The sequence below is a fragment of the Pseudomonas serbiensis genome, from assembly GCF_030580745.1.
In the GTDB taxonomy this organism is placed as follows: domain Bacteria; phylum Pseudomonadota; class Gammaproteobacteria; order Pseudomonadales; family Pseudomonadaceae; genus Aquipseudomonas; species Aquipseudomonas serbiensis.
Genome location: NZ_JAUQOO010000012.1, coordinates 120,759 through 144,563, shown reverse-complemented (window position 1 = coordinate 144,563; position 23,805 = coordinate 120,759). Strand labels below are relative to the sequence as shown.

General features: G+C 57.1%; 20 protein-coding genes. 10 read left to right on the top strand and 10 right to left on the bottom strand.

Annotated features, from left to right (window positions below):
* Positions 1-35: 35 nt before the first annotated feature.
* From Q6A51_RS16725 to Q6A51_RS16695, 7 genes are all read right to left on the bottom strand, one after another.
* Entirely contained in the window at positions 36-1,631 is a 1,596-nt protein-coding gene (locus Q6A51_RS16725; protein WP_304575303.1) for an ABC transporter substrate-binding protein, read from the bottom strand.
* Between the two features lie 85 nt (positions 1,632-1,716).
* A complete protein-coding gene (locus Q6A51_RS16720) occupies positions 1,717-3,096 on the bottom strand; it encodes an OprD family porin (RefSeq protein WP_201020118.1) in 1,380 nt (459 codons plus the stop codon).
* Positions 3,097-3,253: 157 nt separating this feature from the next.
* A complete protein-coding gene (locus Q6A51_RS16715) occupies positions 3,254-4,852 on the bottom strand; it encodes an ABC transporter substrate-binding protein (protein ID WP_304575302.1) in 1,599 nt (532 codons plus the stop codon).
* Positions 4,853-5,118: 266 nt separating this feature from the next.
* Positions 5,119-6,741, bottom strand: a complete 1,623-nt coding sequence (locus tag Q6A51_RS16710; protein ID WP_374063466.1) for an ABC transporter substrate-binding protein — start codon at positions 6,739-6,741, stop codon at positions 5,119-5,121.
* 263 nt (positions 6,742-7,004) lie between these two features.
* Positions 7,005-8,606 carry an ABC transporter substrate-binding protein gene (locus Q6A51_RS16705; protein ID WP_201020120.1) on the bottom strand — a complete coding sequence of 534 codons (1,602 nt, stop codon included), beginning with the start codon at positions 8,604-8,606 and terminating at the stop codon, positions 7,005-7,007.
* Positions 8,607-8,702: 96 nt separating this feature from the next.
* On the bottom strand, positions 8,703-10,256 hold the full coding sequence (locus Q6A51_RS16700; RefSeq protein ID WP_201020121.1) for an HET-C-related protein: 1,554 nt from the start codon (positions 10,254-10,256) through the stop codon (positions 8,703-8,705).
* A gap of 168 nt (positions 10,257-10,424) precedes the next feature.
* Positions 10,425-11,138 carry an SIMPL domain-containing protein gene (locus Q6A51_RS16695; protein ID WP_304575301.1) on the bottom strand — a complete coding sequence of 238 codons (714 nt, stop codon included), beginning with the start codon at positions 11,136-11,138 and terminating at the stop codon, positions 10,425-10,427.
* Between the two features lie 186 nt (positions 11,139-11,324).
* Here Q6A51_RS16695 and Q6A51_RS16690 point away from each other — a divergent pair, with 186 nt between their 5' ends.
* The 7 genes from Q6A51_RS16690 to garD all read left to right on the top strand — a co-directional run bounded on the left by Q6A51_RS16690 (position 11,325) and on the right by garD (position 20,133).
* A complete protein-coding gene (locus Q6A51_RS16690) occupies positions 11,325-12,584 on the top strand; it encodes an ATP-binding protein (protein ID WP_201020123.1) in 1,260 nt (419 codons plus the stop codon).
* The gene (locus tag Q6A51_RS16685) at positions 12,581-13,144 is read left to right on the top strand and encodes a response regulator transcription factor (protein WP_025258431.1); all 564 of its coding nucleotides are present in this window, start codon (positions 12,581-12,583) and stop codon (positions 13,142-13,144) included. The genes Q6A51_RS16690 and Q6A51_RS16685 overlap by 4 nt, the downstream gene beginning before the upstream one ends.
* A 90-nt stretch (positions 13,145-13,234) precedes the next feature.
* On the top strand, positions 13,235-14,962 hold the full coding sequence (locus Q6A51_RS16680; RefSeq protein ID WP_304575300.1) for an ABC transporter ATP-binding protein/permease: 1,728 nt from the start codon (positions 13,235-13,237) through the stop codon (positions 14,960-14,962).
* A 98-nt stretch (positions 14,963-15,060) separates the two neighbouring features.
* Complete coding sequence (locus tag Q6A51_RS16675; protein ID WP_201005606.1) at positions 15,061-15,810, top strand: FadR/GntR family transcriptional regulator; 750 nt, start codon at positions 15,061-15,063, stop codon at positions 15,808-15,810.
* Positions 15,811-16,109: 299 nt separating this feature from the next.
* Positions 16,110-17,021, top strand: coding sequence for a 5-dehydro-4-deoxyglucarate dehydratase (kdgD, locus tag Q6A51_RS16670; RefSeq protein ID WP_201005605.1), 912 nt, complete (start codon positions 16,110-16,112; stop codon positions 17,019-17,021).
* Positions 17,022-17,189: 168 nt separating this feature from the next.
* Entirely contained in the window at positions 17,190-18,569 is a 1,380-nt protein-coding gene (locus Q6A51_RS16665) for an MFS transporter (protein WP_201005604.1), read from the top strand.
* 10 nt (positions 18,570-18,579) lie between these two features.
* Positions 18,580-20,133 (top strand): galactarate dehydratase, encoded by a 1,554-nt coding sequence (gene garD, locus Q6A51_RS16660; RefSeq protein WP_304575299.1) that lies wholly within the window; start codon positions 18,580-18,582, stop codon positions 20,131-20,133.
* 147 nt (positions 20,134-20,280) lie between these two features.
* Here the strand turns inward: garD and Q6A51_RS16655 are convergent, their stop codons facing one another.
* Positions 20,281-20,907 carry a Yip1 family protein gene (locus Q6A51_RS16655; RefSeq protein ID WP_201020126.1) on the bottom strand — a complete coding sequence of 209 codons (627 nt, stop codon included), beginning with the start codon at positions 20,905-20,907 and terminating at the stop codon, positions 20,281-20,283.
* Between the two features lie 222 nt (positions 20,908-21,129).
* Between Q6A51_RS16655 and Q6A51_RS16650 the strand changes: the two genes are divergently transcribed.
* Both Q6A51_RS16650 and Q6A51_RS16645 read left to right on the top strand, forming a co-directional pair.
* A complete protein-coding gene (locus tag Q6A51_RS16650) occupies positions 21,130-21,369 on the top strand; it encodes a PLDc N-terminal domain-containing protein (protein ID WP_201020127.1) in 240 nt (79 codons plus the stop codon).
* A 127-nt stretch (positions 21,370-21,496) separates the two neighbouring features.
* On the top strand, positions 21,497-21,697 hold the full coding sequence (locus tag Q6A51_RS16645; RefSeq protein ID WP_201020191.1) for a hypothetical protein: 201 nt from the start codon (positions 21,497-21,499) through the stop codon (positions 21,695-21,697).
* A gap of 247 nt (positions 21,698-21,944) precedes the next feature.
* Here Q6A51_RS16645 and Q6A51_RS16640 read toward each other — a convergent pair whose 3' ends face one another.
* A complete protein-coding gene (locus Q6A51_RS16640) occupies positions 21,945-22,136 on the bottom strand; it encodes a hypothetical protein (RefSeq protein WP_236124259.1) in 192 nt (63 codons plus the stop codon).
* A gap of 243 nt (positions 22,137-22,379) precedes the next feature.
* On the opposite strand from Q6A51_RS16640, the gene cysC reads away from it, so the two are divergent.
* Positions 22,380-22,988 (top strand): adenylyl-sulfate kinase, encoded by a 609-nt coding sequence (gene cysC, locus Q6A51_RS16635; RefSeq protein ID WP_201020128.1) that lies wholly within the window; start codon positions 22,380-22,382, stop codon positions 22,986-22,988.
* On the opposite strand, the gene Q6A51_RS16630 is transcribed toward cysC, so the two are convergent.
* Complete coding sequence (locus Q6A51_RS16630) at positions 22,972-23,757, bottom strand: sulfite exporter TauE/SafE family protein (RefSeq protein WP_201020129.1); 786 nt, start codon at positions 23,755-23,757, stop codon at positions 22,972-22,974. The genes cysC and Q6A51_RS16630 overlap by 17 nt on opposite strands.
* Between the last annotated feature and the right edge of the window lie 48 nt (positions 23,758-23,805).

Here is a 23,805-nt window from a genome sequence, read left to right as displayed (position 1 = left end):
GCCCTTGATCTTGTGGACGCGGGCGGCTGTTTTTCTTACTTCACCCGTGCAGTGGTGAAGTTGTTATTGGTCAGCGGGCTGATATGAAAGCCTTCGACGTTCTTACGCATTGCAACGAACAGTTTTGGATACGCCAGGCTTATCCATGGTTGCTCCTGGTTGAACACTTGCTGGGCTTGCCTGTAGAGCGCGGCACGTTCGGCGGGGTCGGTTTTTTCCCTGGCCTGGGTGATCACGTCTTCAAAGACCTTGTTGCACCAGCGAGCGTAGTTTTCGCCATTTTTTGCGGCGTCGCAGCCGAGGTTCGGCGTCAGGAAGTTATCCGGGTCGCCGTTGTCGCCTGCCCAGCCCGCAAAAACCATGTCATGTTCGCCATTCTTGGCGCGCTTAAGCATTTCACCCCATTCCATGACGCGAATGTCGAGCTTGATGCCTACCTTGGCCAGATCGCTCTGAAGCATCTGAGCCCCCACCAACGGATTGGGGTTGGTCACGGCACCCCCATTGCGAGTGAACAGGGTAAACACCTGTCCCTCTGGAACACCGGCCTCTTTGAGTAAGGTACGGGCCTTGGCCGGATCGTACGGCGGGCTTTGGCTATCGTTGTCGTAGCCGATCATGGTCGGTGGGTACGGGCCGACGCCCTCGGTGGCCTTGCCTTCGCCAAACAGAGCCTTGATGTAGGACTTCTTGTCGAAAGCCAGGTTGATCGCCTGCCGCACACGCACATCGTCAAGGTATTTGTGCGATGTATTGATGGCGACATAGCTGGTCATCATGGCTTCCATCTCGTCGATCTGGAGATTCGGGTCAGCCTTGATGCTGGCAATATCGTCAGGTTTTGGATAAAGCGCAACCTGACATTCATTTGCCTTGAGTTTTTGTAAACGAGTGTTGTTATCCAGAGTGATCGCAAAGATCAGCGCTTCACTGGGGACCTTCAGCTTCCAGTAGTCCGGGTTGGCTTTATAGCGGACCTGAGCATCCTTGGCATAGCGGGTCAGGATGAACGGGCCGGTGCCAATCGGCTTGCTGTTCAGGTCGGCGGTCTTGTCACTCTTGAGCAACTGATCGGCGTATTCGGCCGAGTAGATCGAGGTGAAAGGCATCGCCAGGTTACGCAGGAAAGGCGACTCGGCTTTCGAGAGGGTGAACCTTACGGTGTAGTCGTCGATTTTTTCAACATTCTTGAGCAGGTCCTTGAAGCCCATGCTCTCGAAATAGGGGTAACCCACCAGTGAGAGCGCATGCCAGGGATGGTTGCTGTCCATCTGCCGCTGGAAGCTCCAGAGCACATCGTCGGCGTTCATGTCGCGGGTGGGTTTGAAGTAATCGGTGGTCTGAAACTTGACCCCGCGTCGGAGCTTGAAGGTATAGATCAGGCCGTCGGGGCTGATTTCCCAGCTTTCGGCAAGACCGGGAACGGTGTCTGTGGTGCCGGGCGTGAACGCGATCAGGCGCTCAAGGATGGTTTCTGCCGAGGCGTCTGCCGTCACGGCGGTGGTGTATTGAACGATGTCGAAGCCTTCCGGGCTGGCTTCGGTACAGACCACCAGCGGTTTGGCGCAGACACTGGCGGCGACGCCGAACAGCGCGATGGCGATCGAGGCGCGTAGTGTGAGCAGTTTCAATAGAAACCTCCTTTAGCAATGCAAAGGTTATGGCTCGGGCCTTTGTCATGTTGGAACACGACCCAGGCCCGAGCGGCATGACCGCTTACAGAATCTTGAATGGGATCGTGGTCACAAGACGAAATTCATTGATGTCGCCATCAATCTGGGCCCCAGTGGAGCGGTGTGTGGTGTAAGTGGCGCGTACGGTTGTGGCCTTGAGCGGGCCGGACTGCAAGGCGTAGCTGGTGCCGATGCCATATTCGTAATGACTTTCGCCGCGCAGATCGGTGACGTCAGAGTAGCCTGTGCCTCTGTAATGGGTCCCGTCGATGCCCCAGCCACGTGCCTGATAGGCATTGAATTTCAGGCCTGGTACGCCGTAGTCGGTCATGTTGATGACATAGCTGAGTTGCAGGGATTTCTCGTTCGGGCCGTTGAAGTCCGACAGCAGGGAGTTGGCCAGAAAGATGGCGTTGGTTTCCCGGGCATAGTCGAAGTATTCGTTGCCCATGACTTCCTGGTACGCGATGCCGAAGCTATGCGCCTGGTGAGTCGCGGTGAACGACAGGCTGTAGGTATCGTTATCGATAGCGCCGAGCTTGCTCTGGCCCGAGTCCTTGGTCTTGTAGTAGTTCAGGTTGCTGCTCAGGGCCAGCGCCTTGCTGTCACCGATCTCGTGGGTAAAGCCGAAGTAGTACTGTTTCCAGAAGTCTTCCAGATCCGAGGCGTAGAGGCTGGCGGTCACGTTGCTAAAAGGTTTGTAGTCGGCACCCACCATGCTCATGCGGTCTGAGGTGGCATTGATGTTGGTATAGGTGGAGCGGAACTTCGTCAGACTTTGCTCGCTACGAGGTGAAATCCGGTCAAAGGTGGCAGCCTGAATGGACAGGTTGTTCAACTCGTCGCTCTGCAGGGCAAAACCCTGGAAGCTGGAAGGCAAGGCCCGGTTGCCGAGATAGGCAACGACCGGTGTGTTGATCGACTGGCGACCGGCGGTCAGGGTGGTGTTGGAGATGCGTGCCTTGACGTTGCCCAGGCCCAGTTTGCTCCATTGACCGACCGCGTCGCCGTTGTTTTCGGCCTGTGTGCGGTTACCGCCACCAGCAATGTCCTTGCGATCCCTGTCCAGAGCGATGGCGTTGTACACCGCCACTTCTGTACTGAAGCCGACAGTGCCTTGGGTGAAGCCCGAACTGTAGTTGACGATGGTGCCTTGCACCCAGTTGATTCGGCGCGGAGTCGGAGTCGCCACACCGTTCTTCCGGTAGCTGAAGCGGTCGTCCCCACGTAGTAGCTCATTGGAGTACCAGTTGCGGGTGGTGCCCGTCAGGTGCTGGTCTTCGAAGAAGCCTTTTGCCTCGTCTTGTGCGTTGGAGGTGCTCAGTTGAGTCGGGACGAATGTATGGCTGCTTTCTTCTGCCTGGGCTACCGCGCCGAAGGACGTCAGAGATAATGCAAGCAATGCCGTGCTGGTTGTTTTCAAGGGTTACAGCTCCTTTGTTTTCATTGTTATAACGCCAGTTTTTCTGTCCGGCTTGGGTGATATCAGGCTTCAGGCCTGGTTTTGTTTTATGTGCCCGGCCACCCGCTTTCATCACGCGCTGCCTGGCAACGAGTGATGAAAGCGGATGGTGTATGGATCAGTCTTTGACGCTGACGCCCGAGAAGCTGTTGCGACCGAAGGGGCTTACGTAGAAACCCTCGACTTCAGCGCGCAGTGGCTGGTTGACCGTGGAGTGCGCAACAGGCGTGATGGGCACCTGTTCTTTGAGATAGCGCTGTGCCTGTTTGTACAGGTCGATACGTTGTTCCCGGTCGGTGGTGGAGATAGCCGACTTGATCAGCGCGTCGTATTTCTCGTCGCACCACATCGAGTAGTTGTTGCCGCCAATCGCCGCACAGCTGTAAAGCGTGCCGAGCCAGTTGTCCGGGTCACCGTTGTCACCGGTCCAGCCGATCAGGGACATGTCGTGCTCGCCGTTCTTGGTGCGCTTGAGGTATTCACCCCATTCGTAGCTGACGATCTTGACCTTGATCCCGACCTTGGCCCAGTCGGACTGGAGCATTTCGGCCATCAGCTTGGCGTTGGGGTTGTAGGGGCGCTGGACCGGCATGGCCCAGAGTGTCAGCTCAGTGCCTTCCTTGACGCCTGCTGCCCGCAACAGCTCCTTGGCTTTTTCCGGGTTGAAAGGCGCGTCCTTGATGCTGTCGTCATAAGACCACTGGGTCGGTGGCATGGCGTTGACCGCCAGTTGCCCGGAGCCCTGATAGACGGCGTTGATGATGGCCTGCTTGTTGACCGCCATGTCCAGCGCCTGACGCACTTGCAGATTGCCCAGCGGTTCATGACGCACGTTGTAAGAGATGTAACCCAGGTTGAAGCCAGGACGTTGCAGTACCTGCAATTGCTTGTCGGCTCTCAGGGCGTCGAGATCGGCGGGCCGTGGGTTGAGTGAAACCTGGCATTCGTTCTTGCGCAGCTTCTGCATGCGCACCGAGGCGTCGGTATTGATTGCGAAAATCAGCTGGTCGACCTTTACGCGGCTCGGGTCCCAGTATTCCTTGTTGGCCTTGTAGCGAATCTGCGAGTCCTTCTGATAACGCTGAAACACAAAAGGGCCAGTGCCGATAGGCTGTTGGTTGATATCCCGTGGATCGCCCTTGGCCAGGAGTTGGTCGGCGTATTCGGCGGAGAGAATCGCGGCGAAGCTCATCGCGATGTTCTGGATGAAAGCGGCGTCGACAGTATTGAGGGTAAATACGACGGTCAGTGGCCCGGTTTTTTCAATGGACTTGATCTTCTTGTTCAGGCCCATGCCGTTGAAGTAGGGGAACTCGGTCGGATAAGCCACGCGAAACGGGTGGTCGGTCTTGAGCATGCGATTGAAGGTGAAAACCACATCGTCTGCATTGAAATCGCGGCTGGGCTTGAAGTCTTTGTTGCTATGGAATTTGACGCCTTCACGCAAGTGGAAGGTGTAGGTCAGGCCGTCTGGCGAGACATCCCAACTGGTGGCCAGTGCCGGTAAGACGCTGGTATCGCCGGGCTTGAATTCGGTCAGGCGGTTGTAGATCGGCTCGGCTGCATCGTTGTCTGTCGCCGCGGTGTATTGGGCTGTATCGAAGCCAGCCGGGCTGGCCTCGGAGCAGAACACCAGGCTGCTGGCAGCCTGTGTTGCGGTCGCTGTGTTGAGTAGTCCAAGGCCCACTAATGATGTTATCGCGATTGTTTTACGCATAAGGATTCCTGTCCTCCAAAGGACGAGTGATAGCACTCATATGTAACGACACGTCCGAAAACAATATCTGAAGTAAGTAAAACTGCCACGACGGTATGTCGGCCGGAGCTTGTGGTAAATAGGTTCGCAGGCTCTAGTTGTTGTAGGAAAAAAACTTCAATCAAGTAGGTAATTGCTTTTAGCTGCAATTACGCTACTTGGCGAGTTTATTTTTCCACGCAGATATTCAGCGCCTGCGCTGCAAGAGCAGCGCAGGCAAACTGCTATTACTTGACGCCGACTCCATAAAAGGAATTCAAGCCAAACGGGCTGATCTTGAAGTCCTCAACGGTATTGCGCATCGGTTGATAGACAGTCGAGTGCGCGATAGGCGTCATCGGCACGGCGTCCTTGAGCAGGTGTTGCGCCTGCTTGTACAGCTCGGTGCGTTTGGCCTGGTCAGGTGTTGCCTTGGCCTGTTTGATAACTGCGTCGTAAGGCTGGTCGCACCACTTGGAGAAGTTGTTGCCATTGATGGCATCGCAGCCGAACAGCGTGCCCAGCCAGTTGTCCGGGTCACCGTTGTCACCGCTCCAGCCAATCAGCATGGCGCCGTTTTCACCGCCTTTGGAACGTTTGATGTACTCGCCCCACTCGTAGCTGACGATCCTGGCGTTGATGCCGATCTTCTTCCAGTCAGCCTGAAGCATCTCGGCCATCAACTTGGCATTGGGGTTGTAAGGACGCTGAACCGGCATGGCCCACAAGGTAATCTCGGTGCCTTCCTTGATGCCGGCTTCCTTGAGCAGGGCCTTGGCTTTCTCAGGGTCGTACTTCGTGTCCTTGATGGTGTCGTCATAAGACCATTGAGTCGGAGGCATGGCGTTGACGGCCAGTTGGCCCGCGCCCTGGTAAACCGAGTCGATGATCTGCTGCTTGTTGACGGACATGTCCAGTGCCTGACGGACCTTCAGTTGCGCCATCGGGTTTGGCGTGTCGCTGCCTTTGATCTTGTCCATCACGTTGTAAGCGATGTAACCCAGGTTGAAACCTGCCTGATCGGGCATCTTCAGGTTCTTGTCGGCCTTGAGCGTTTCAAGGTCGGCAGGCCGCGGATAGGCGGTAATCTGGCATTCATTCTTCTTGAGCTTCTGCATGCGCACCGATGGATCGGTGGTGATGGCGAAGATCAGGTTATCGATCTTGACGTCCTCGGGCTTCCAGTAATCCTTGTTACCGGTGTAACGGATATTGGAGTCTTTCTGATAGCTCTTGAATACGAACGGGCCTGTGCCGACAGGTTTGCTGTTGATGTCCGCAGCCTTGCCTTCCTTGAGAAGCTGGTCGGCGTATTCGGCAGACTGGATCGAGGCAAAGGACATGGCCATGTTCTGGATGAACGCAGCATCAACCGTGTTGAGGACGAACTTCACGGTGTAGTCGTCGACTTTCTCAACCTTGGCGATGTTGCTGTCCATGCCCATGTCGGTGAAATACGGGAACTCGGTGGGAGCCGCTTTGCGGAACGGCTGGTCCTTGTCGATCATGCGGTTGAACGTGAACAGCACGTCATCGGCATTGAAGTCGCGGCTTGGCTTGAAGTACGGCGTGGTATGGAACTTGACGCCCTTGCGCAGATGGAAGGTGTAGGTCAGCACGTCCGCGGAAACGTCCCAACTGGTCGCCAGACCAGGCTCAACAGCAGTGCCACCGCGCTCGAACTGGGCCAGCCGGTTGAACATGGTTTCTGCCGATGCGTCGAAATCGGTACCGGTCGTGTATTGGGCCGGGTCGAAGCCCGCCGGGCTGCCTTCTGAGCAGAACACAAGGTTGGATGCCGCCTGGGCAAAGGGTGCGCTGGCGAGCAGGCTTGCGCCGACGATGAACGGAATGACTGCGTGTTTGAGCATGGAGGCCTCAGTTATTGTCATTTGGAGGGAACGACCTCGTGAGCCGATCCATCCGATACTTATGCAGGGGTCATACCCGAAGCAAGGTGCTGACGACAAAGAGGTGGCAAAAAGTGGAACGACCGTACATGAATGTCGCGTGAATGTAATTTCTGCGCAGTTGATCGTTTGCGCAAAGGAATTCTGCTGTTTATCGCACCATAAACGCGCAACCGGGCGTGTGAAATGCACCCGGTTGGCGTGTGATTGTTACCGGATCTGTATTACTTGCTCAGGCTGACACCATAGAAAGGCGTCAGGCCGAACGGGCTGATCTTGAAGTCCTGAACTTCCTGGCGCATGGGCTGGAAGACCTTGGAGTTGGCAATCGGCGTGATCGGTACCTGTGTCTTGAGCACTTGTTGAGCCTGTTGATACAGCTTGATGCGCTCATCGCGATTGGTGGTCACCTTGGCCTGTTGCACCAGCTTGTCGTAGGCCGGATCGCACCATTTGGCAAAGTTGCTGCCTTTGACCGCTGCGCAGCTGTACAGCACGCCGAGCCAGTTGTCCGGGTCACCGTTGTCGCCGGTCCAGCCGTAGATCATTACATCGTGCTCGCCTGCACGGGAGCGCTTCATGTACTCGCCCCATTCATAGGTAACGATGTTGGCCTTGATGCCGATCTTCTCCCAGTCGGACTGGATCATCTGTGCCGACATCCGCGCGTTGGGGTTGGAGGCGCGCTGCACCGTCATGGCCCACAGATTGATTTGCGTGCCCGGCGCGATCCCCGCTTCCTTGAGCAGTTGTCTGGCCTTGGCCGGATCGTGAGGTGCGTCCTTGATGGCTGGATCGAAGCTCCACTGACCTGGTGGCAGCGCGTTCTCGGCCAGTTGCCCGGCGCTCTGGTAGACGGCTTTGATGATGGCCGGTTTATCGATGGCCATGTCCAGCGCCTGACGAACCTTGAGTTGATCCAGCGGTGGATGGGTGACGTTATAGGCCAGGAAGCCGAGGTTGAAGCCAGGCTGGCTCAGAACCTTGATCTTCGGGTCCTTCTTGAATTCTTCGATGTCTTGCGGGCGAGGGTAGCCGCTGACCTGACATTCACCCGCCTTGAGCTTTTGCAGGCGCACGGCCGCATCGCTGTTGATCGAGAAGATCAGGTTATCGATCTTCACATCTTCAGGCTTCCAGTACTCCTTGTTGCCCACATAACGGATCTGCGAGTCTTTCTGATAGCGCTTGAACACGAAGGGACCAGTACCGATGGGCTTCTGGTTCAGTTCGTCGGCCTTGCCTTCCTTGAGCAACTTGTCGGCATATTCGGCGGACTGGATCGAGGCGAAACTCATGGCCAGGTTCTGCACGAATGCGGCATCGATATTGTTCAGATTGAACCTGACGGTGTGGGCATCGACCTTTTCGATGTTCTTGATGGTGGTGTTCAGGCCCATGTCGGTGAAGTAGGGCGATTCCGAGGGGTAGGCTTTGCGAAACGGCTGGTTGGGATCAAGCAGACGATTGAAGGTGAACAGCACATCGTCTGCATTGAACGCCCGGCCTGGCTTGAAGTAGTCGGTGGTGTGGAACTTCACGCCTTCGCGCAGGTGAAAGGTGTAGGTCAGGCCGTCGTCAGAGACTTCCCAGCGAGTCGCCAGCCCTGGCTCCACTTCTGTTCCACCGCGCTTGAACTGAGTCAGCCGGTTGAAAACCGTTTCGGCCGATGCGTCAAAGTCGGTACCGCTGGTGTACTGGCTAGGGTCGAAACCGGCCGGGCTGGCTTCGGAGCAGTACACCAGAGTGCTGGCGGCCTGTGCCAGCGGGGCGCAGGCCAGCAGCGCGGTAGTCAACAGCAGCGGTTTGAAGATCGTATGTCCCATGAAACCCCTCGCAAAGTGCGGCAATAACCGTTCTGAATATCAACGTGCAGATAGACAGCGGATAGTGCCGTATTTGCCGGGAATCGGACAACGCTCTTACTTGCCCGTGATTTTATTCCACAGGTCTGACAGCGAATTACTCTCGTAAAAGGTTTGCAGGAAACTGGAGCTTTCCCTGTTGAAGGTCAGCAGGGCTTTTTCTGTGCTGATTCGCAACTGCTCCTGGGTGCGGTCCAGATCGCTTTTGAGCGTTGCATGTTTTACCAGCCCAGGGTTCCTGTTTGCCCAGTCGCGAACCAGTGCGTCCTGCCAGTCGCTGTCCATCGGGTGTACGAAGAATTTCGCAGCCACTTGTGCAGGATGCTCTGCCACGCCCTTGTTGGACCATTGACCGAGTATCGTCTGGCCCACTTGCAGTACCGCTTTTTCCGCCAGGAGCGCAGCCAGAGAATGCAGCGGGTGCTCGGCATGGTCCTTGGCGAGCTGTGAGTGCGACGGGTTCGTAGAGCCGCTGGTGTTCGGGTCTTCACCCAGGACCGTCTGGAAGTCGTCGATGCTGTTGCCAAGCCAGGTAGTCAGGCCTTGTATGGCTGTGCCGATTGCATTGCTGACGATTCTTCCCGGTGCGCCAATGAATGCATAGAACCGTTCGACCTGTTCCGAGAAAGGCAGGCTGGCCCATTGGTCGCGGGTGGTCAGGAATGTTTCATAACTCTGCAACAGTTGGTCGTTCGGGTGTTCGCTGAGCAGGATCTGGATGATCTGGTCGCGTTCGTAACGTTCACCGGCCTTGATGGCTTCAAACGGTTTGTTCTCTGTCGAGAACAGGATCTTGCCGAGCGGTGCGGCAAGGCTGGCAATGATATCGCTGCCGCCAAACATGCCGGTTACCAGAGGCAGCCGATGCCGGCAGTCGGCTTCGGAGGTCCATGGCAGCACGCTCGTGTGGCCGAGCTTTATCAGGCTCAGCTCGACGAAGTTGGAGTGGGAGAAAAAGTCTTCGAGGATATGCAGGCCCGAACCGAGCGCCCGCAGGCCATCGAAGGATTGCGGGCCTGCCTGTGTTGCCATATCCAGCTCGCTGCTCATGGTCTCTACAGAGCGCTGGATATAGCGTTTCATTGAAGTCTGGAAGTCGACCTGCAAGGCCGGGTCGTCGGGTTTTACCCAGTCCTCGAAGTCGGCGTCACGCTCTTTGGGGTTGGCCGGTTTCGGGTTGACGGCCCTGGGGTTGTCGATGTGTTCTCCGGGGCGGTAAACACCGAGCCTTTGCGGCGTCACTGTGAAGCTCGACCGGTCGAGCTGCATCAGATCGGTGAACTCCTTTACGGCCAGTACATCCACGATTCTGGTCAGGGCCTCGCGGGACAGCAGGTCCGGGAAGCTTTTGGGCATGGTGGTGGCGCGGACGATCTTCGGGTCGAGCAACTGCGAGTAATCGCGCAGCCAGTTGCCGAAGTAAATGGCCCGTATTTCATTCTTCGTGAAGCCAGCCGTTTCAAGGATTGCTTCTATCGAGCCGTGAGTGGCTCTGGTCTTTTCGCCCTGACCCGCTTCAAAACGGGCAGCAACGGGCAGAGGTTCGTAGACCTCACCGGTAGTGTTTTCAGTCTGCTGATAGTTGCCGGACGTGCTGGTGCCAGGATTCATCCTTGATTCCTTTATTGAAAGGTTATTGAAGTTACAGGTGAGTTTACGAGTTGTACGGGGAGGAAGAATCAGGCGAGGAGTTGAGTGTTGTAGGGCAAGTAGACAAGGGGTGTCGGGGTTTCGCGAATGAATTTGCTCAGTGGGAGCTAATTCATTCGCGAAGAAAGGTCAGGGAATCTGCACTTCGATCACGCCATCGGCCGCGACACTGACCTGACTGGTGCCTGCTTCGACATCTGGTGTCGGGGCTGCATCGGCGCGTTCGGCTTTCATCATCATGACCGGAGCTCGCAGGTACGGCTGTGGATAACCTGAAGTATTGAGGTTCAGGCTGACCAGCTTGTAGCCCGTGCCACCCAGCGCCTCGGTGACCAGTTGGGCGCGGGCCTTGAATGCGGTAACGGCGTCCTTGAGCAGGGTGTCTTCACTGGCCTTGCGGGTCGGCGTGGAGATGGAGAAGTCCATGCCGCCCATTTTCAGGTCGGTCAGCAATTCGCCCGTCAGCCTGGACAGTGCGGCGAAGTCGGCACTTTCCAGGCGCAGTTCGGCACGCTCGCGCCAGCCGGTGATCGACTGGCCTTTCTCGTCATAAATGGGGTAACTGTTACGGCTGCCCTGGCGGATCGTCACGTCCTTTACCTGACGCGCCTGACCCAGTGCCTTGTTCAGGGTTTCGGTGATCTGCGCGGCGAGCTTGGCCGGGTCGCTGTTCTGGGCTTCGGTGTAAAGCGTGACGAGCATCAGGTCGCGCTGGACCTCTTGATTGACCTCGGCGCGCAATGAAATCTGGTTGTAGCGGGGTTCCTCGGCAATGGCCTGGGCACAGGCCAGGATCGTGATCCCCAGCGTGATGATCAGGGCGACAGGGCGAAGATTGAACATGGGCAACTCCTTGTTATAAAAGCGTCATCCGACGGTTGTCGGACTGATGCAAATCCATCTGACTGTAGCCAACAGTTCCGGTTCCGGACAGGCCACATATGTGGCGCTTTGACGCACTTTTCCAGTTTTGCCTCCCGCTTGGTTATACTCGCTTCGATTCGCCTGGAGCGCTCATCAGGAGAGCTCATGCTCGCCCCCGTTCAAATGCTTTCAGCCTCACGCCAGAACCTGTGGCGCCTGACCTTCATTCGCACCCTTGTGCTGGCTGCGCAGGCAGGCTCGGTCGGGATTGCCTGGCTGTTCAATGTGCTGCCGCTGCCCTGGTTGCCGCTGTCGATTACTCTCGGCTGCTCGGTGGCGCTTTGCGTACTGACGGCCATTCGGTTGCGTACATCGTGGCCGGTGACTGAGCTGGAATATGCGCTGCAACTGGCGCTGGACCTGATTATCCACAGCGCCCTGCTGTATTTCTCCGGCGGCTCGACCAACCCGTTCGTCTCTTATTACCTGGTGCCGCTGACCATTGCCGCCGTGACCTTGCCATGGCGCTATTCCCTGATCCTGTCCGGCATCGCACTGACGCTCTATACGCTCCTGCTGTACAGGTCCTATCCGCTGGAAACCTACCCGATCTCCAGAGAAAACATGCAGATCTATGGCATGTGGCTCAGCTTTGCCCTGGCGGCCTCGGTGATTACGTTCTTTGCGGCGAAGATGGCTGAAGAGCTGCGTCGTCAGGAGCAGTTGCGCGCGGTGCGCCGCGAGGAAGGCCTGCGTGACGAGCAATTGCTGGCAGTCGCGACTCAGGCCGCAGGCGCGGCCCATGAACTGGGTACGCCTCTGGCGACCATGAGCGTGTTGCTCAAGGAGATGCGTCAGGATCACAGTAATCCTGAGTTGCAGGACGATCTGTCGGTCCTTCAGGAGCAGGTCAAGCAATGCAAGCATACGCTTCAGCAACTGGTGCGTGCCGCCGAGGCCAACCGGCGTATGGCAGTGGAATACAAGACGGTGATTCAGTGGATGGATGAGTCGCTGAACCGCTGGCACTTGATGCGTCCTGAAGTCAGTTATCGCTTTTTCCAGCTGGGCAAGGACAACGTGCCAGTGCTGGCACCGCCGCCTGACCTGACCCAGGCGCTGCTCAATCTCTTGAACAATGCCGCCGATGCCTGCCCCGACGGGCTGGAAGTCAACCTGAACTGGGACAGCGCGGAAATCTGCATCAATATTCGTGACCACGGCCCGGGTGTGCCGCTGGCCATCGCCGAGCAGATCGGCAAACCATTCTTTACCACCAAGGGCAAAGGCTTTGGCCTGGGCCTGTTTTTGAGCAAGGCCAGCGTCACCCGCGCCGGGGGCTCGGTAAAACTCTACCGTCATGAAGAGGGCGGCACGCTCACCGAGCTGCGCTTGCCTCGTGACACTCAAGGAGATGAAGCATGAGTGATGATGACATCCAGGTTGAAGGCGAAGAGCTTCCGCATTTGCTGTTGGTCGACGACGACGCAACCTTTACCCGTGTAATGGCGCGGGCCATGAGCCGCCGCGGATTCCGGGTCAGCACCGCAGGTTCTGCCGAAGAAGGGCTGGTGATTGCCCAGAACGATATCCCTGAATACGCCGCGCTTGATCTGAAAATGGACGGCGACTCGGGCTTGGTGCTGCTGCCCAAGCTGCTGGAGCTGGACCCGGAAATGCGCGTGGTGATTCTCACCGGCTATTCGAGCATCGCGACTGCGGTCGAGGCGATCAAGCGTGGCGCCTGCAATTACCTGTGCAAGCCGGCCGATGCCGACGACGTGCTGGCGGCCCTGCTGTCCGAACATGCCAACCTGGACACCCTGGTTCCAGAAAACCCCATGTCGGTGGACCGTCTGCAGTGGGAGCACATCCAGCGTGTGCTGACCGAGCATGAAGGCAATATCTCGGCAACGGCCCGTGCGCTGGGCATGCATCGCCGCACCTTGCAGCGCAAATTGCAGAAGCGCCCCGTGCGCCGTTGATGAAGTTTTATTCATGAGGTCAGAGGGCGTTTTTGCTTCATTGTGATCGGGCATTGTTCTTCTTTCAGATAGAGAAGCCGGGCCTGAATCATGAATCGCAACCCTGAAGTCAACGACGCCCCGCGTGGCACGTTCCTCCCCAGAGTCTGGAAGCTGATCACGCCGTACTGGCGTAGCGAAGAAAAGGGCATGGCCTGGTTGCTGCTGGCTGCGGTGATTGCCCTGTCGCTGTTCAGTGTTGAAATTTCGGTCCAGATCAACAGCTGGTACCGGGATTTCTACAACGCTCTGGAAAAGAAAGACCTGGCGTCTTTCACCCATCTGATTCTGTATTTCTGTGGCATCGCTGCTGTGGCGATTCTGGGGGCGGTCTATCGTCTCTACCTGACGCAGATGCTCACCATTCGCTGGCGCCGCTGGCTGACCGAACAACATTTCGCCAAGTGGCTCAGCCACAAGAATTACTACCAACTGGAGCAGGCCGGTCATACGGATAACCCTGACCAGCGTCTGTCTGAAGACCTTGATCAGTTCACGACCCGAACCCTGTCACTCGGTATCGGGCTGCTGAGTACGGTGGTCAGTCTGGTGTCGTTCTCAGTCATTCTGTGGGGCGTATCGGGCAGCATCGAAGTGTTGGGCGTCACGATTCCCGGCTACATGTTCTGGGCTGCACTGGTGTATGCCGTGGTCGGTAGCTGGTTGACGCACTTGATCGGGCGGCGGCTGATTGTCCTGAGCAATCAACAGGAGCGTTTTGAGGCCGATCTGCGTTTTGCCCTGGTGCGCGTACGGGAGAACGCCGAGAGCATTGCGCTGTGTGATGGCGAACCCAATGAGAAACAGCGTCTGGGCAGTCGCTTCGGGATGATCTGGAGCAACTTTCGCTCGATCATGAAGGTTCAGAAAGGCCTGACCTTTTTCACGGCCGGCTATTCGCAGATTGCGCTTATCTTCCCGTTCATTGTCGGCGCGCCCCGGTATTTTGCCGGGAAGATCGAGCTGGGCGACCTCATGCAGATCAACTCGGCCTTTGGCAGCGTGCAGGAAAACTTCAGTTGGTTCATCGAGGCCTATGCTTCGCTGGCCTCGTGGCGCGCTACCTGTGACCGCTTGCTCAGCTTCCGTCAGGGCATGGACGAGAATGAGGCGCATCGCCCGGCCATTGCGCTCAGTCGTGACAGTGAAGTCTTGCAACTGAGCGCCCTGGGGTTGGGCCTGACCGGTGGTCGCGAACTGCTGCGCGATGCCAGCCTGTCCATCGCTGCTGGCGAGCGGGTCATGCTCAGTGGCCGCTCGGGGAGTGGCAAAAGCACATTGCTGCGGGCGTTGGGCGGTTTATGGCATCACGGGCAGGGGCAGATCCGCTTGCCGGACGAGCGTTATATGTTCCTGCCACAAAAGCCTTACCTGCCCATTGGTTCGTTGCGTGAGGCCTTGAGTTATCCACAGGTCCCCGAACAGTATCCGTCCCAGCGATTTGTCGAGGTATTGCGCACCTGCCGTCTGGAGCATTTGGTCGCAAGGCTGGATGAAAACAATCATTGGCAGCGCCTGTTGTCGCCCGGCGAGCAACAGCGTGTCGCCTTTGCCCGTGCTCTGCTGTTTGCGCCCAAGTGGCTGTATCTGGATGAAGCCACGTCGGCCATGGACGAAGAGGACGAAGCGACGTTGTATCAGGCGCTTATCGATGAGCAGCCTGACATGACCCTTCTCAGCATCGGGCACCGCAGCAGTCTCAAGCGTTTCCATGAACGATATTTACGGGTTGAAGGGGGAAAGTTGCTTGAGCAGCCGGCGCGGCAATACCTTGTCTAAATTCTGTCTGTCCCCGACCATTAGTTTTCAGGGTGTTATCGTATAACCGCTGAGCTATGATTGGTCTTTGTTTAACAGTGCCGAGATCGATGTTGGATATGGAAAAGCAAACCGCTGCGCCTCGCGCACGCAGAAAGCACCGCAGCCTTGCGCAGGAACTGGTGACTGAGCTGTCCGAGCGCATCAGCAGCGGGCAGCTCAAGCGCGGCGATAAATTACCGACCGAATCCGCCATCATGGAAGAGCAGGGCGTGAGTCGGACTGTGGTTCGCGAGGCCATTTCCCGCTTGCAGGCTTCCGGCCTGGTCGAGACGCGGCACGGTATCGGCACTTTTGTACTGGATATCCCGAGCCCCAGCGGTTTCCGGATCGATCCGGCCACCATCGTCACTCTGCGTGATGTGCTGGCGGTGCTGGAGTTGCGAATCAGCCTGGAAGTCGAGTCCGCCGGCCTGGCTGCGCAGCGTCGCAGCGATGAGCAACTGGCCGCCATGCGTGCAGCCCTCGATGCCCTGAACGAAAGTGCAGCCCATGCCAGCGATGCCGTGGCTTCGGACTTCCAGTTCCACCTGCAGATCGCGCTTTCCACCGGCAACCGTTACTTCACTGACATCATGACCCATCTGGGCACTAGCATCATTCCGCGCACACGCCTGAACTCGGCACGCCTGGCCCATGATGATCAGCAGCATTACATGAGTCGCCTGAGCCGCGAACACGAAGAAATCTACGAAGCCATCGCCCGCCAGGACTCCGACGCCGCCCGCGCCGCCATGCGCCTGCACCTCACCAACAGCCGCGAACGTCTGCGTCATGCGCATGAAGAGGCTGAGTCGCAGAGGGCGTAAAGGCAGGTTGCAAGCTGCAAGCTTTAAGCTTCAAGTCAAAAGCTTGTAGCTTGTAGCTTGTAGCTTGTAGCTTGTAGCTTGTAGCTTGTAGCGTTCAGTGATCATATAACGCACCACCTCCCTCCAGAAATTCCTCAGCCCCCGTCTTTAAAGGCCTGAAAGCCCTTTCATCGCTTTAGTTCCGAAAAACCTGCAAATCCCTGTTGAGACATTTTATTTTCAGTTGTACGATGACTTACGACATCGGATCTGCCCCCCGGTGATCCTCTAATAATTTTGTCCCACAGGGTGTTCGAATAATGAATCCACAAGAACTGAAGTCCATCCTCTCTTCCGGTCTGCTGTCTTTCCCGGTTACCGATTTCAATGCTCAGGGCGATTTCAACCGCGCTGGCTATATCAAACGCCTTGAGTGGCTGGCTCCTTACGGCGCAAGCGCGCTGTTCGCCGCCGGTGGTACTGGCGAGTTTTTCTCCCTGGCTGCCAGCGAATACTCGGAAATCATCAAGACTGCCGTCGACACCTGCGAAACCAGCGTGCCAATCCTGGCCGGTGTCGGTGGCCCGACTCGTCAAGCCATCGAATACGCTCAAGAAGCCGAGCGTCTGGGTGCCAAAGGCCTGTTGTTGCTGCCGCACTACCTGACTGAAGCCAGCCAGGACGGTGTTGCCGCTCACGTTGAAGCGGTCTGCAAATCGGTCAAGATCGGCGTTGTCGTCTACAACCGCAACGTATGCCGCTTGACCGCTCCGTTGCTGGAGAAACTGGCCGAGCGCAACCCGAACCTGATCGGCTACAAGGATGGCCTGGGTGATATCGAGCTGATGGTTTCGATCCGCCGTCGTCTGGGCGACCGCTTCTCGTACCTGGGTGGTCTGCCGACCGCTGAAGTCTATGCCGCTGCCTACAAGGCGCTGGGCGTGCCGGTTTATTCCTCGGCCGTATTCAACTTCGTGCCGAAACTGGCGATGGACTTCTACCACGCTATCGCTCGTGACGATCACGCAGCTGTCGGCAAGTACATCGACGATTTCTTCCTGCCATACCTGGATATCCGTAACCGTAAAGCCGGTTATGCCGTGAGCATCGTCAAGGCGGGCGCAAAAATCGCTGGCTACGATGCAGGTCCGGTCCGCGCACCGCTGACTGACCTGACTGGCGAAGAAGTCGAACTGCTGGCTGCGCTGATGGATAAACAAGGCAAGCAGTAACACCGCTACAGGCAAAGCCGCTGAGTGATCAGCGGTTTTGTCGTTAGACCGCAAGACCATGCAGGTAAAAGTTGTCGTCGCCGCTGACACTTTTAAGGGGCCTGCAGAGCTGGACCCAAAAAAAATGTATTACCCGCGTAAAAAAATAATGAGTGGGAGTTCAAAAACATGCAAAAGTCCAAGCCGACTCACGTCCGCTATTTGATCCTGTTGATGCTGTTCCTTGTCACCACGATCAACTATGCCGACCGAGCCACCATCGCGATTGCCGGTTCAAGCATTCAGAAAGACCTCGGCATCAGTGCCGTAACCCTTGGCTACATCTTCTCTGCATTCGGCTGGGCCTATGTGGCCGGTCAGATTCCTGGCGGCTGGCTACTCGACCGTTTCGGCTCGAAGAAAGTCTATGCCCTGAGCATTTTCACCTGGTCCCTATTTACCCTGCTGCAAGGCTATGTGGGTGAGTTCGGTGTCTCCACTGCCATCGTCGCGCTGTTCATGCTGCGCTTCCTGGTGGGCCTGGCTGAAGCGCCATCCTTTCCGGGTAACGCACGTATCGTGGCCTCCTGGTTCCCGACTGCTGAACGCGGCACTGCCTCGGCGATCTTCAACTCCGCGCAATACTTCGCCACGGTACTGTTCGCTCCGCTCATGGGCTGGATCGTCTACACCTTCGGCTGGGAGCATGTGTTCATTGTCATGGGGGCCGGTGGCATCGTGTTCTCGCTGCTGTGGATGAAAGTCATCTATAGCCCGCGCAACCACCCTCTGATCAATGAGGCCGAGATCGAGCATATCGCCAGCAACGGCGGCATGGTCGACCTGGATACTCAGGACAAGAGCAAGGACAAGAAAGGCGGCGGACCGCGCTGGGATTACATTCGCCAGTTGCTGACCAACCGCATGATGCTCGGTATCTATCTGAGCCAGTACTGCATCAACGGTATCACTTACTTCTTCCTGACCTGGTTCCCGGTGTATCTGGTTCAGGAACGCGGCATGACCATCCTCAAGGCGGGTTTCATTGCGTCCTTGCCGGCCATTTGCGGCTTCATCGGCGGCGTGCTTGGTGGTGTCATTTCCGACTACCTGCTGCGCAAAGGCCACTCGCTGACCTTCGCCCGCAAGGCACCGATCATCTGTGGCCTGCTGCTGTCGACGTCCATCGTCACCTGTAACTATGTCGATGTTGAATGGGTCGTCGTAGGCTTCATGGCGCTGGCGTTCTTCGGTAAGGGTGTGGGGGCGCTGGGCTGGGCTGTCATGTCCGATGTCTCGCCTAAACAGATCGCCGGTTTGAGCGGTGGCCTGTTCAACACTTTCGGTAATATTGCTTCGATCACTACCCCGATCGTGATTGGTTACATCATCAGCTCTACAGGTTCCTTCAAGTGGGCACTGGTGTTCGTCGGCGCGAATGCGCTGTTGGCAGTAATCAGCTACATCTTCATCGTGGGTGAGATCAAGCGCGTGGAATTGAAAGAGCCGCCAGCCAAGGGGCCTTTGCTGAACGACCAAGTCAGCGACCTTTCCCAAGTCAAACCTTGAGGTAACCGTGATGAACCTGATTCAACATGCCGATTCTCCACGGTATATCCGGCTGCATCCGCTGGATAACGTGGTGGTAGTGGTCAACGACCAGGGCGTTCCAGCCGGAACCGAGTTCGACAATGGGCTGGTGACTGTCGATAACGTACCGCAGAGCCACAAGGTCAGTACTGTGGATCTGGCCGAAGGGGAGGCCGTGATTCGTTACGGCCACACCATTGGCTATGCATTGCAGCCTATCCCACGTGGCAGTTGGGTCAGGGAAGACCAGTTGCGCATGCCTTCTGCGCCTGCGCTGGACAGTCTGCCGATGTCCGATGCGGTGCCGGAAAAAGAGGCTCCGCTGGAGGGTTATACGTTCGAGGGCTACCGTAACGCCGACGGCACCGTGGGCACACGCAACATCCTGGGCATCACCACCACCGTCCAGTGTGTAACGGGTGTCCTCGACTTTGCGGTCAAGCGTATCCGTGAGGAACTCTTGCCTCGTTATCCCAACGTCGATGACGTGGTGGCCCTGACCCATAGCTACGGCTGTGGCGTGGCCATCACGGCGACTGACGCTTACATTCCGATCCGCACCGTTCGTAACCTGGCCCGTAACCCGAACCTGGGTGGCGAGGCGCTGGTCATCAGCCTGGGCTGCGAGAAGTTGCAGGCCGGGCAGGTCATGCATGAAGACGACAGCTCCGTGGATCTCAGTGAGCCATGGCTGTACCGGCTTCAGGATTCCAGCCATGGCTTCAATGAAATGGTCGAACAGATCATGGAACTGGCTGAAGTCCGCTTGAAAAAACTGGACCAGCGTCGTCGCGAAACCGTACCGGCTTCGGAGCTGATCCTCGGCATGCAGTGCGGCGGCAGTGATGCGTTTTCCGGCATCACGGCCAACCCGGCGCTGGGTTACGCCTCGGACCTGCTGTTGCGTGCCGGCGCGACGGTGATGTTCTCCGAAGTGACTGAGGTACGCGATGCCATCTATCTGCTGACTTCCCGCGCACAAGACGAGACCGTCGCGAAGGAACTGGTGCGTGAGATGGACTGGTACGACCGTTATCTGGCCAAGGGCGAAGCGGATCGCAGCGCCAACACCACGCCGGGCAACAAGAAGGGCGGGTTGTCGAACATTGTCGAGAAATCCCTGGGATCGATCGTCAAATCAGGCAACAGCGCCATCAACGGCGTGCTTGGCCCTGGCGAGCGGTTCAAGAGCAAAGGGCTGATTTTCTGCGCTACACCAGCCAGTGATTTCGTGTGCGGTACCTTGCAGCTGGCTGCCGGGATGAACCTGCATGTGTTCACGACGGGTCGTGGTACGCCGTATGGCCTGGCCATGAGCCCGGTGGTCAAGGTTTCGACCCGTACGGAACTGGCCCAGCGCTGGCCCGACCTGATCGATATCGACGCCGGACGCATTGCAACCGGTCGCGCGACCATCGAAGACCTGGGTTGGGAGCTGTTCCACTTCTATCTGGATGTGGCCAGCGGCAAGAAAAAGACCTGGACCGAGCATTACCGTCTGCACAACGACATCACGCTGTTCAACCCGGCACCGATTACCTGATATCGGTGCTGTGCCCTGTTGCAGCCAAGGACCCTCTGGAGGGGCCTTGGCCGCGATAGCGGTATTTCAGGAAAACCTGCCTCGTTGCTTGCAAGCTCCTATGGAGTCATGCCGATCAGTCAAGGCATGAATCACTTTGGAGGCTGCTCAATCCTCCACTTCGCCCAGCGCACTCCGCACATACTCCGGCGTCAGGCCGTTGTACCAAAGCAGGATCGTCGACACCAGAATCGTGACCAGCACCAGAAGCCCTATCGCCCAGATCGCTGCGGCATAGAGCGGTGCCTTGCCTTCGGGCAGGCGCATGAAGGTGGCTATGCCCATAAACAGCAGCATGGTCGAATATACCGAAGCAAGCCCCAGCACCAGAAGCGCCAGCCAGCGGCCTGGATACAGCCCTGCAAGGCCCGCAAGGAAAAAGGGTGTGGCGGTGTAGGTGGCGAAGCCAATGCACTGATTGAGCGTCGCTCGGGCTTCAAAGGTGCGAGACATCCAGCGGATAAAGCCTCCCATCAGTATCGTCCCGAGCAGAAATGCCACATACAGCAAGGCACACAGCTGCAATGCGCTCCTGGTGCCGAGTTTCACGTTTTCACCTTCCGCCAGACTCCAGCCGACCTGAGTGGTGCCTATGTACAGGCAAATGACCGGTATCAGCGCCAGCAGTATCAAATGGGGCAGGTAGTGCCGTGGCTCCTGCTCCTCCTCATCCCGAATGTTTCGCCAGGCGTCCCTGGGTTGGGTGAAAAGTTTGACGATCAATGGCGTGTTCATGGCGTATCCCTCGGCTCAGTGTCTGCCCGCAACTCTCCCTGTCTACTGCGGGCTCCCATCGGGTTTGATGGCGGCTGACTGAATGGTTTCACCCACCAGGACCGTCGGTTCCATGAACCCATTGAGTTTTCCTACTTCTCTGAACTTTCCGGCTTCTCGTGACCTCTTCTATTCAAGGGCGCCTGCTCGGCGGCCTCAGCTCAAACAGGTGGGAGGTTTCAAATGCCTTGGATATCTGAAAGTGGTTTGTGGTTTTTTACGGCTCTGGTCGCACTCATTGTGCTGGCCGATATATGGGCAGTCCTGCGGGTGCGTAAAAGCGAAACGACATCCAGCAACAAATTGTTGTGGATTATCGTGATTGTCGCTGTGCCGGTGATTGGTGTGCTGTTGTGGGTGCTTACAGGCCCAAGGCATATCTCAAAGCCCGCAAACCCGGCTCAAGAGGCCAGCAAGTACTGATGCCAGACTTCAGGAGCACTTCGTCGGGTACGTGATGCGGGTGGATAAAACGTGATTTTCTGCAATTCTTCTGCAATGCAGGGATGCTTATATCCTCGCCATCACGAACCCGTTATGGAGAAAACACATGTCGATAATTGCAAAGTGGGCGTTGCAGGTTGTTGCTTTGTTTCTGTTTGGCTGGATGGCGACCGTGGCAGCGCAATGGAGCAGCACGATAGTCAGCGGCACCGGGAGTGATCGTCTGGCGCAACTGAACGTGAACGGCTCGGTCAGCGGCAAGCCTGCTGTCGCGCAGGAAACAGTATTTGCCAGTCAGGGCCAATAAGGGCTTTCAAAGGTCGTGCGGTTTTCGACAGGCAAAAAAATGGCCCACAACGCGGTGGGCCAAATGGGATTCATCAAAGGAGTGATGTGAATGTACACAGCCAGAAGTGAAGAGGATGTGAAATGAATGTTGGCAAATCGAGAACGGGTCTCAGGGGCTCAATACCCGGAAAATAACTGGCTCAATGCAGTAAAAGCATGCCCCCCGGAGTTTATCCGTCAAGCACCGGAGGGCGGGTGATGGGGTGTCAGGTTGCAGTGGCTCGTTCCGTTGCCGCTCGTCGGGCAGAGCGTGGCAGGGGATGAGGCGCATCTATTCGGGATTTCATTCGCTCTGCGAACTCTTTGGCTTCCTGCCAACTCCGGCAGGTCACTGGGTAATCGTCCAGCTTCACAACCCAGTTGGCCCCGTAATTACCTTCTTCAATTCGGATAAGCATGGTACGCATCTCCATTTTGTAAGGTGAGCAGATGCCGAGTCACCGGCACGGAAAGTTGACGCACGAAATCCTGCACCCAAAATCCCGATTGGGCTACAACAAATTACGTATCCCGATGAGCGTGTTTCATCTCCCTTGATCGGGATCAACGAGCCGTTCGTTTGTTGATAACATCCAGCGACCCGCACGCCAGAATCGGATTCTGTGCGGGCAGTATTAAAACCAAAGGGACAAGGTCCGATAATGGCCGATCAAAGCCAGCCGCATTTGCAGAATATCCATCGCCAGGCACTCAGCATCACCCGCCCGGACAGGGAGCGCCTCAATGGCCACGCTGGGCAGGTCATCTGGTTTACCGGCTTGTCGGGCTCCGGCAAGTCAACGATTGCCAATGCGCTGGAGCAGGCGCTGCATGCCGAAGGCAAGCGCACTTATGTGCTTGATGGCGACAATGTTCGCCAAGGGTTGAGCAAGGATCTGGGATTCAGCGACGCAGACCGGGTGGAAAACATACGCCGCGTTGCGGAAGTGGCACGCTTGATGATGGATGCTGGCGTCATCGTGATCACGGCATTTATCTCGCCCTTTCGCCGGGAGCGAGAAGTGGCCCGCCATGTGATCGGTGAGAGTGACTTCACAGAGATTTACATGAGCACACCCATCCAGGTGTGCGAAGAGCGAGACCCCAAGGGGCTGTATGAAAAGGCCCGGCGTGGCCTGATTCCGAATATGACGGGCATCGATAGCGTTTACGAAGCACCCGAAAGTGCCGCAGTCATTCTCGATACCTCTGAACTCTCCGTGCCAGAAGCCGTCAGCCGGGTTCTGGCTTCGATCAGAACGCCAGCTTGAAGCCGATCATCCCCAGCATGATGGCCAGAAAGGGCCGTAGCAGCTCATCGGATATACGCCCGGCCATGTGGCTGCCCAGATAAATGCCGGGCAACGAGCCCATCAGCAGCCAGCCCAGCAATTCCCAGTTCATATTGCCCATGCTTGCATGCCCAAGGCCTGCGACCAGCGTGAGCGGCACGGCATGGGCTATTTCCGTACCGACCAGGCGCCGGGTGGCCAGCAGTGGGTAAAGAATGAACAGAGCCACCGTACCCAGTGCGCCAGCGCCGATGGAGGTCAGGGCCACCATGGTGCCCAGGATCAGGCCCGTCACTACCGTCAGAGCGTTCAGGCTTGAGCCATTGAAGAACGAAAGCCCGTCGCCGCGACGGTGAGCAAAGGCCAGCAGTTTTTTCTTGAACAGCACCGCCAGCGCCGTCAATAGAAGGACGATGCCCAGTGCCTGCTTGATGATGGCGTTCAGCGCATCGGGGGCTGAGTCCAGCGTGCTCAGAAACCACAGGGTCAGCAACACCGCTGGCACGCTGCCCAGCGTCAACCAGCCTGTAATCTTCCAGTCGATGTTGTCGTTCTTTTTATGGACCAGTACGCCACCGGACTTGGTGATTGCGGCGTAAAGCAGATCGGTACCCACGGCGGTCGCCGGATTGATACCAAACCAGAGCAGGATAGGGGTCATCAATGAGCCGCCCCCAACACCCGTCATACCCACGATAAAACCAACCACCAGCCCTGCTACTACGAAACCCAGACCGCCGACATCCATATATGACCCTGTAAGACCTGTTGTCAGGTAAAAACTGGCGGGCAGCAT

Excerpts from the sequence above, each read along its gene's own strand:
- Q6A51_RS16715 (WP_304575302.1), bottom strand. The coding sequence starts at position 4,852 with ATGCGTAAAACAATCGCGATAACATCATTAGTGGGCCTTGGACTACTC.
- Q6A51_RS16710 (WP_374063466.1), bottom strand. The coding sequence starts at position 6,741 with ATGCTCAAACACGCAGTCATTCCGTTCATCGTCGGCGCAAGCCTGCTC.
- Q6A51_RS16705 (WP_201020120.1), bottom strand. The coding sequence starts at position 8,606 with ATGGGACATACGATCTTCAAACCGCTGCTGTTGACTACCGCGCTGCTG.
- Q6A51_RS16630 (WP_201020129.1), bottom strand. The coding sequence starts at position 23,757 with ATGGATGTCGGCGGTCTGGGTTTCGTAGTAGCAGGGCTGGTGGTTGGT.
- cysC (WP_201020128.1), top strand. The coding sequence starts at position 22,380 with ATGGCCGATCAAAGCCAGCCGCATTTGCAGAATATCCATCGCCAGGCA.
- Q6A51_RS16695 (WP_304575301.1), bottom strand. The coding sequence starts at position 11,138 with ATGTTCAATCTTCGCCCTGTCGCCCTGATCATCACGCTGGGGATCACG.
- Q6A51_RS16675 (WP_201005606.1), top strand. The coding sequence starts at position 15,061 with ATGGAAAAGCAAACCGCTGCGCCTCGCGCACGCAGAAAGCACCGCAGC.
- garD (WP_304575299.1), top strand. The coding sequence starts at position 18,580 with ATGAACCTGATTCAACATGCCGATTCTCCACGGTATATCCGGCTGCAT.
- Q6A51_RS16690 (WP_201020123.1), top strand. The coding sequence starts at position 11,325 with ATGCTCGCCCCCGTTCAAATGCTTTCAGCCTCACGCCAGAACCTGTGG.
- Q6A51_RS16665 (WP_201005604.1), top strand. The coding sequence starts at position 17,190 with ATGCAAAAGTCCAAGCCGACTCACGTCCGCTATTTGATCCTGTTGATG.
- Q6A51_RS16685 (WP_025258431.1), top strand. The coding sequence starts at position 12,581 with ATGAGTGATGATGACATCCAGGTTGAAGGCGAAGAGCTTCCGCATTTG.
- Q6A51_RS16700 (WP_201020121.1), bottom strand. The coding sequence starts at position 10,256 with ATGAATCCTGGCACCAGCACGTCCGGCAACTATCAGCAGACTGAAAAC.
- Q6A51_RS16645 (WP_201020191.1), top strand. The coding sequence starts at position 21,497 with ATGTCGATAATTGCAAAGTGGGCGTTGCAGGTTGTTGCTTTGTTTCTG.
- Q6A51_RS16650 (WP_201020127.1), top strand. The coding sequence starts at position 21,130 with ATGCCTTGGATATCTGAAAGTGGTTTGTGGTTTTTTACGGCTCTGGTC.
- Q6A51_RS16655 (WP_201020126.1), bottom strand. The coding sequence starts at position 20,907 with ATGAACACGCCATTGATCGTCAAACTTTTCACCCAACCCAGGGACGCC.
- Q6A51_RS16640 (WP_236124259.1), bottom strand. The coding sequence starts at position 22,136 with ATGCTTATCCGAATTGAAGAAGGTAATTACGGGGCCAACTGGGTTGTG.
- Q6A51_RS16680 (WP_304575300.1), top strand. The coding sequence starts at position 13,235 with ATGAATCGCAACCCTGAAGTCAACGACGCCCCGCGTGGCACGTTCCTC.
- kdgD (WP_201005605.1), top strand. The coding sequence starts at position 16,110 with ATGAATCCACAAGAACTGAAGTCCATCCTCTCTTCCGGTCTGCTGTCT.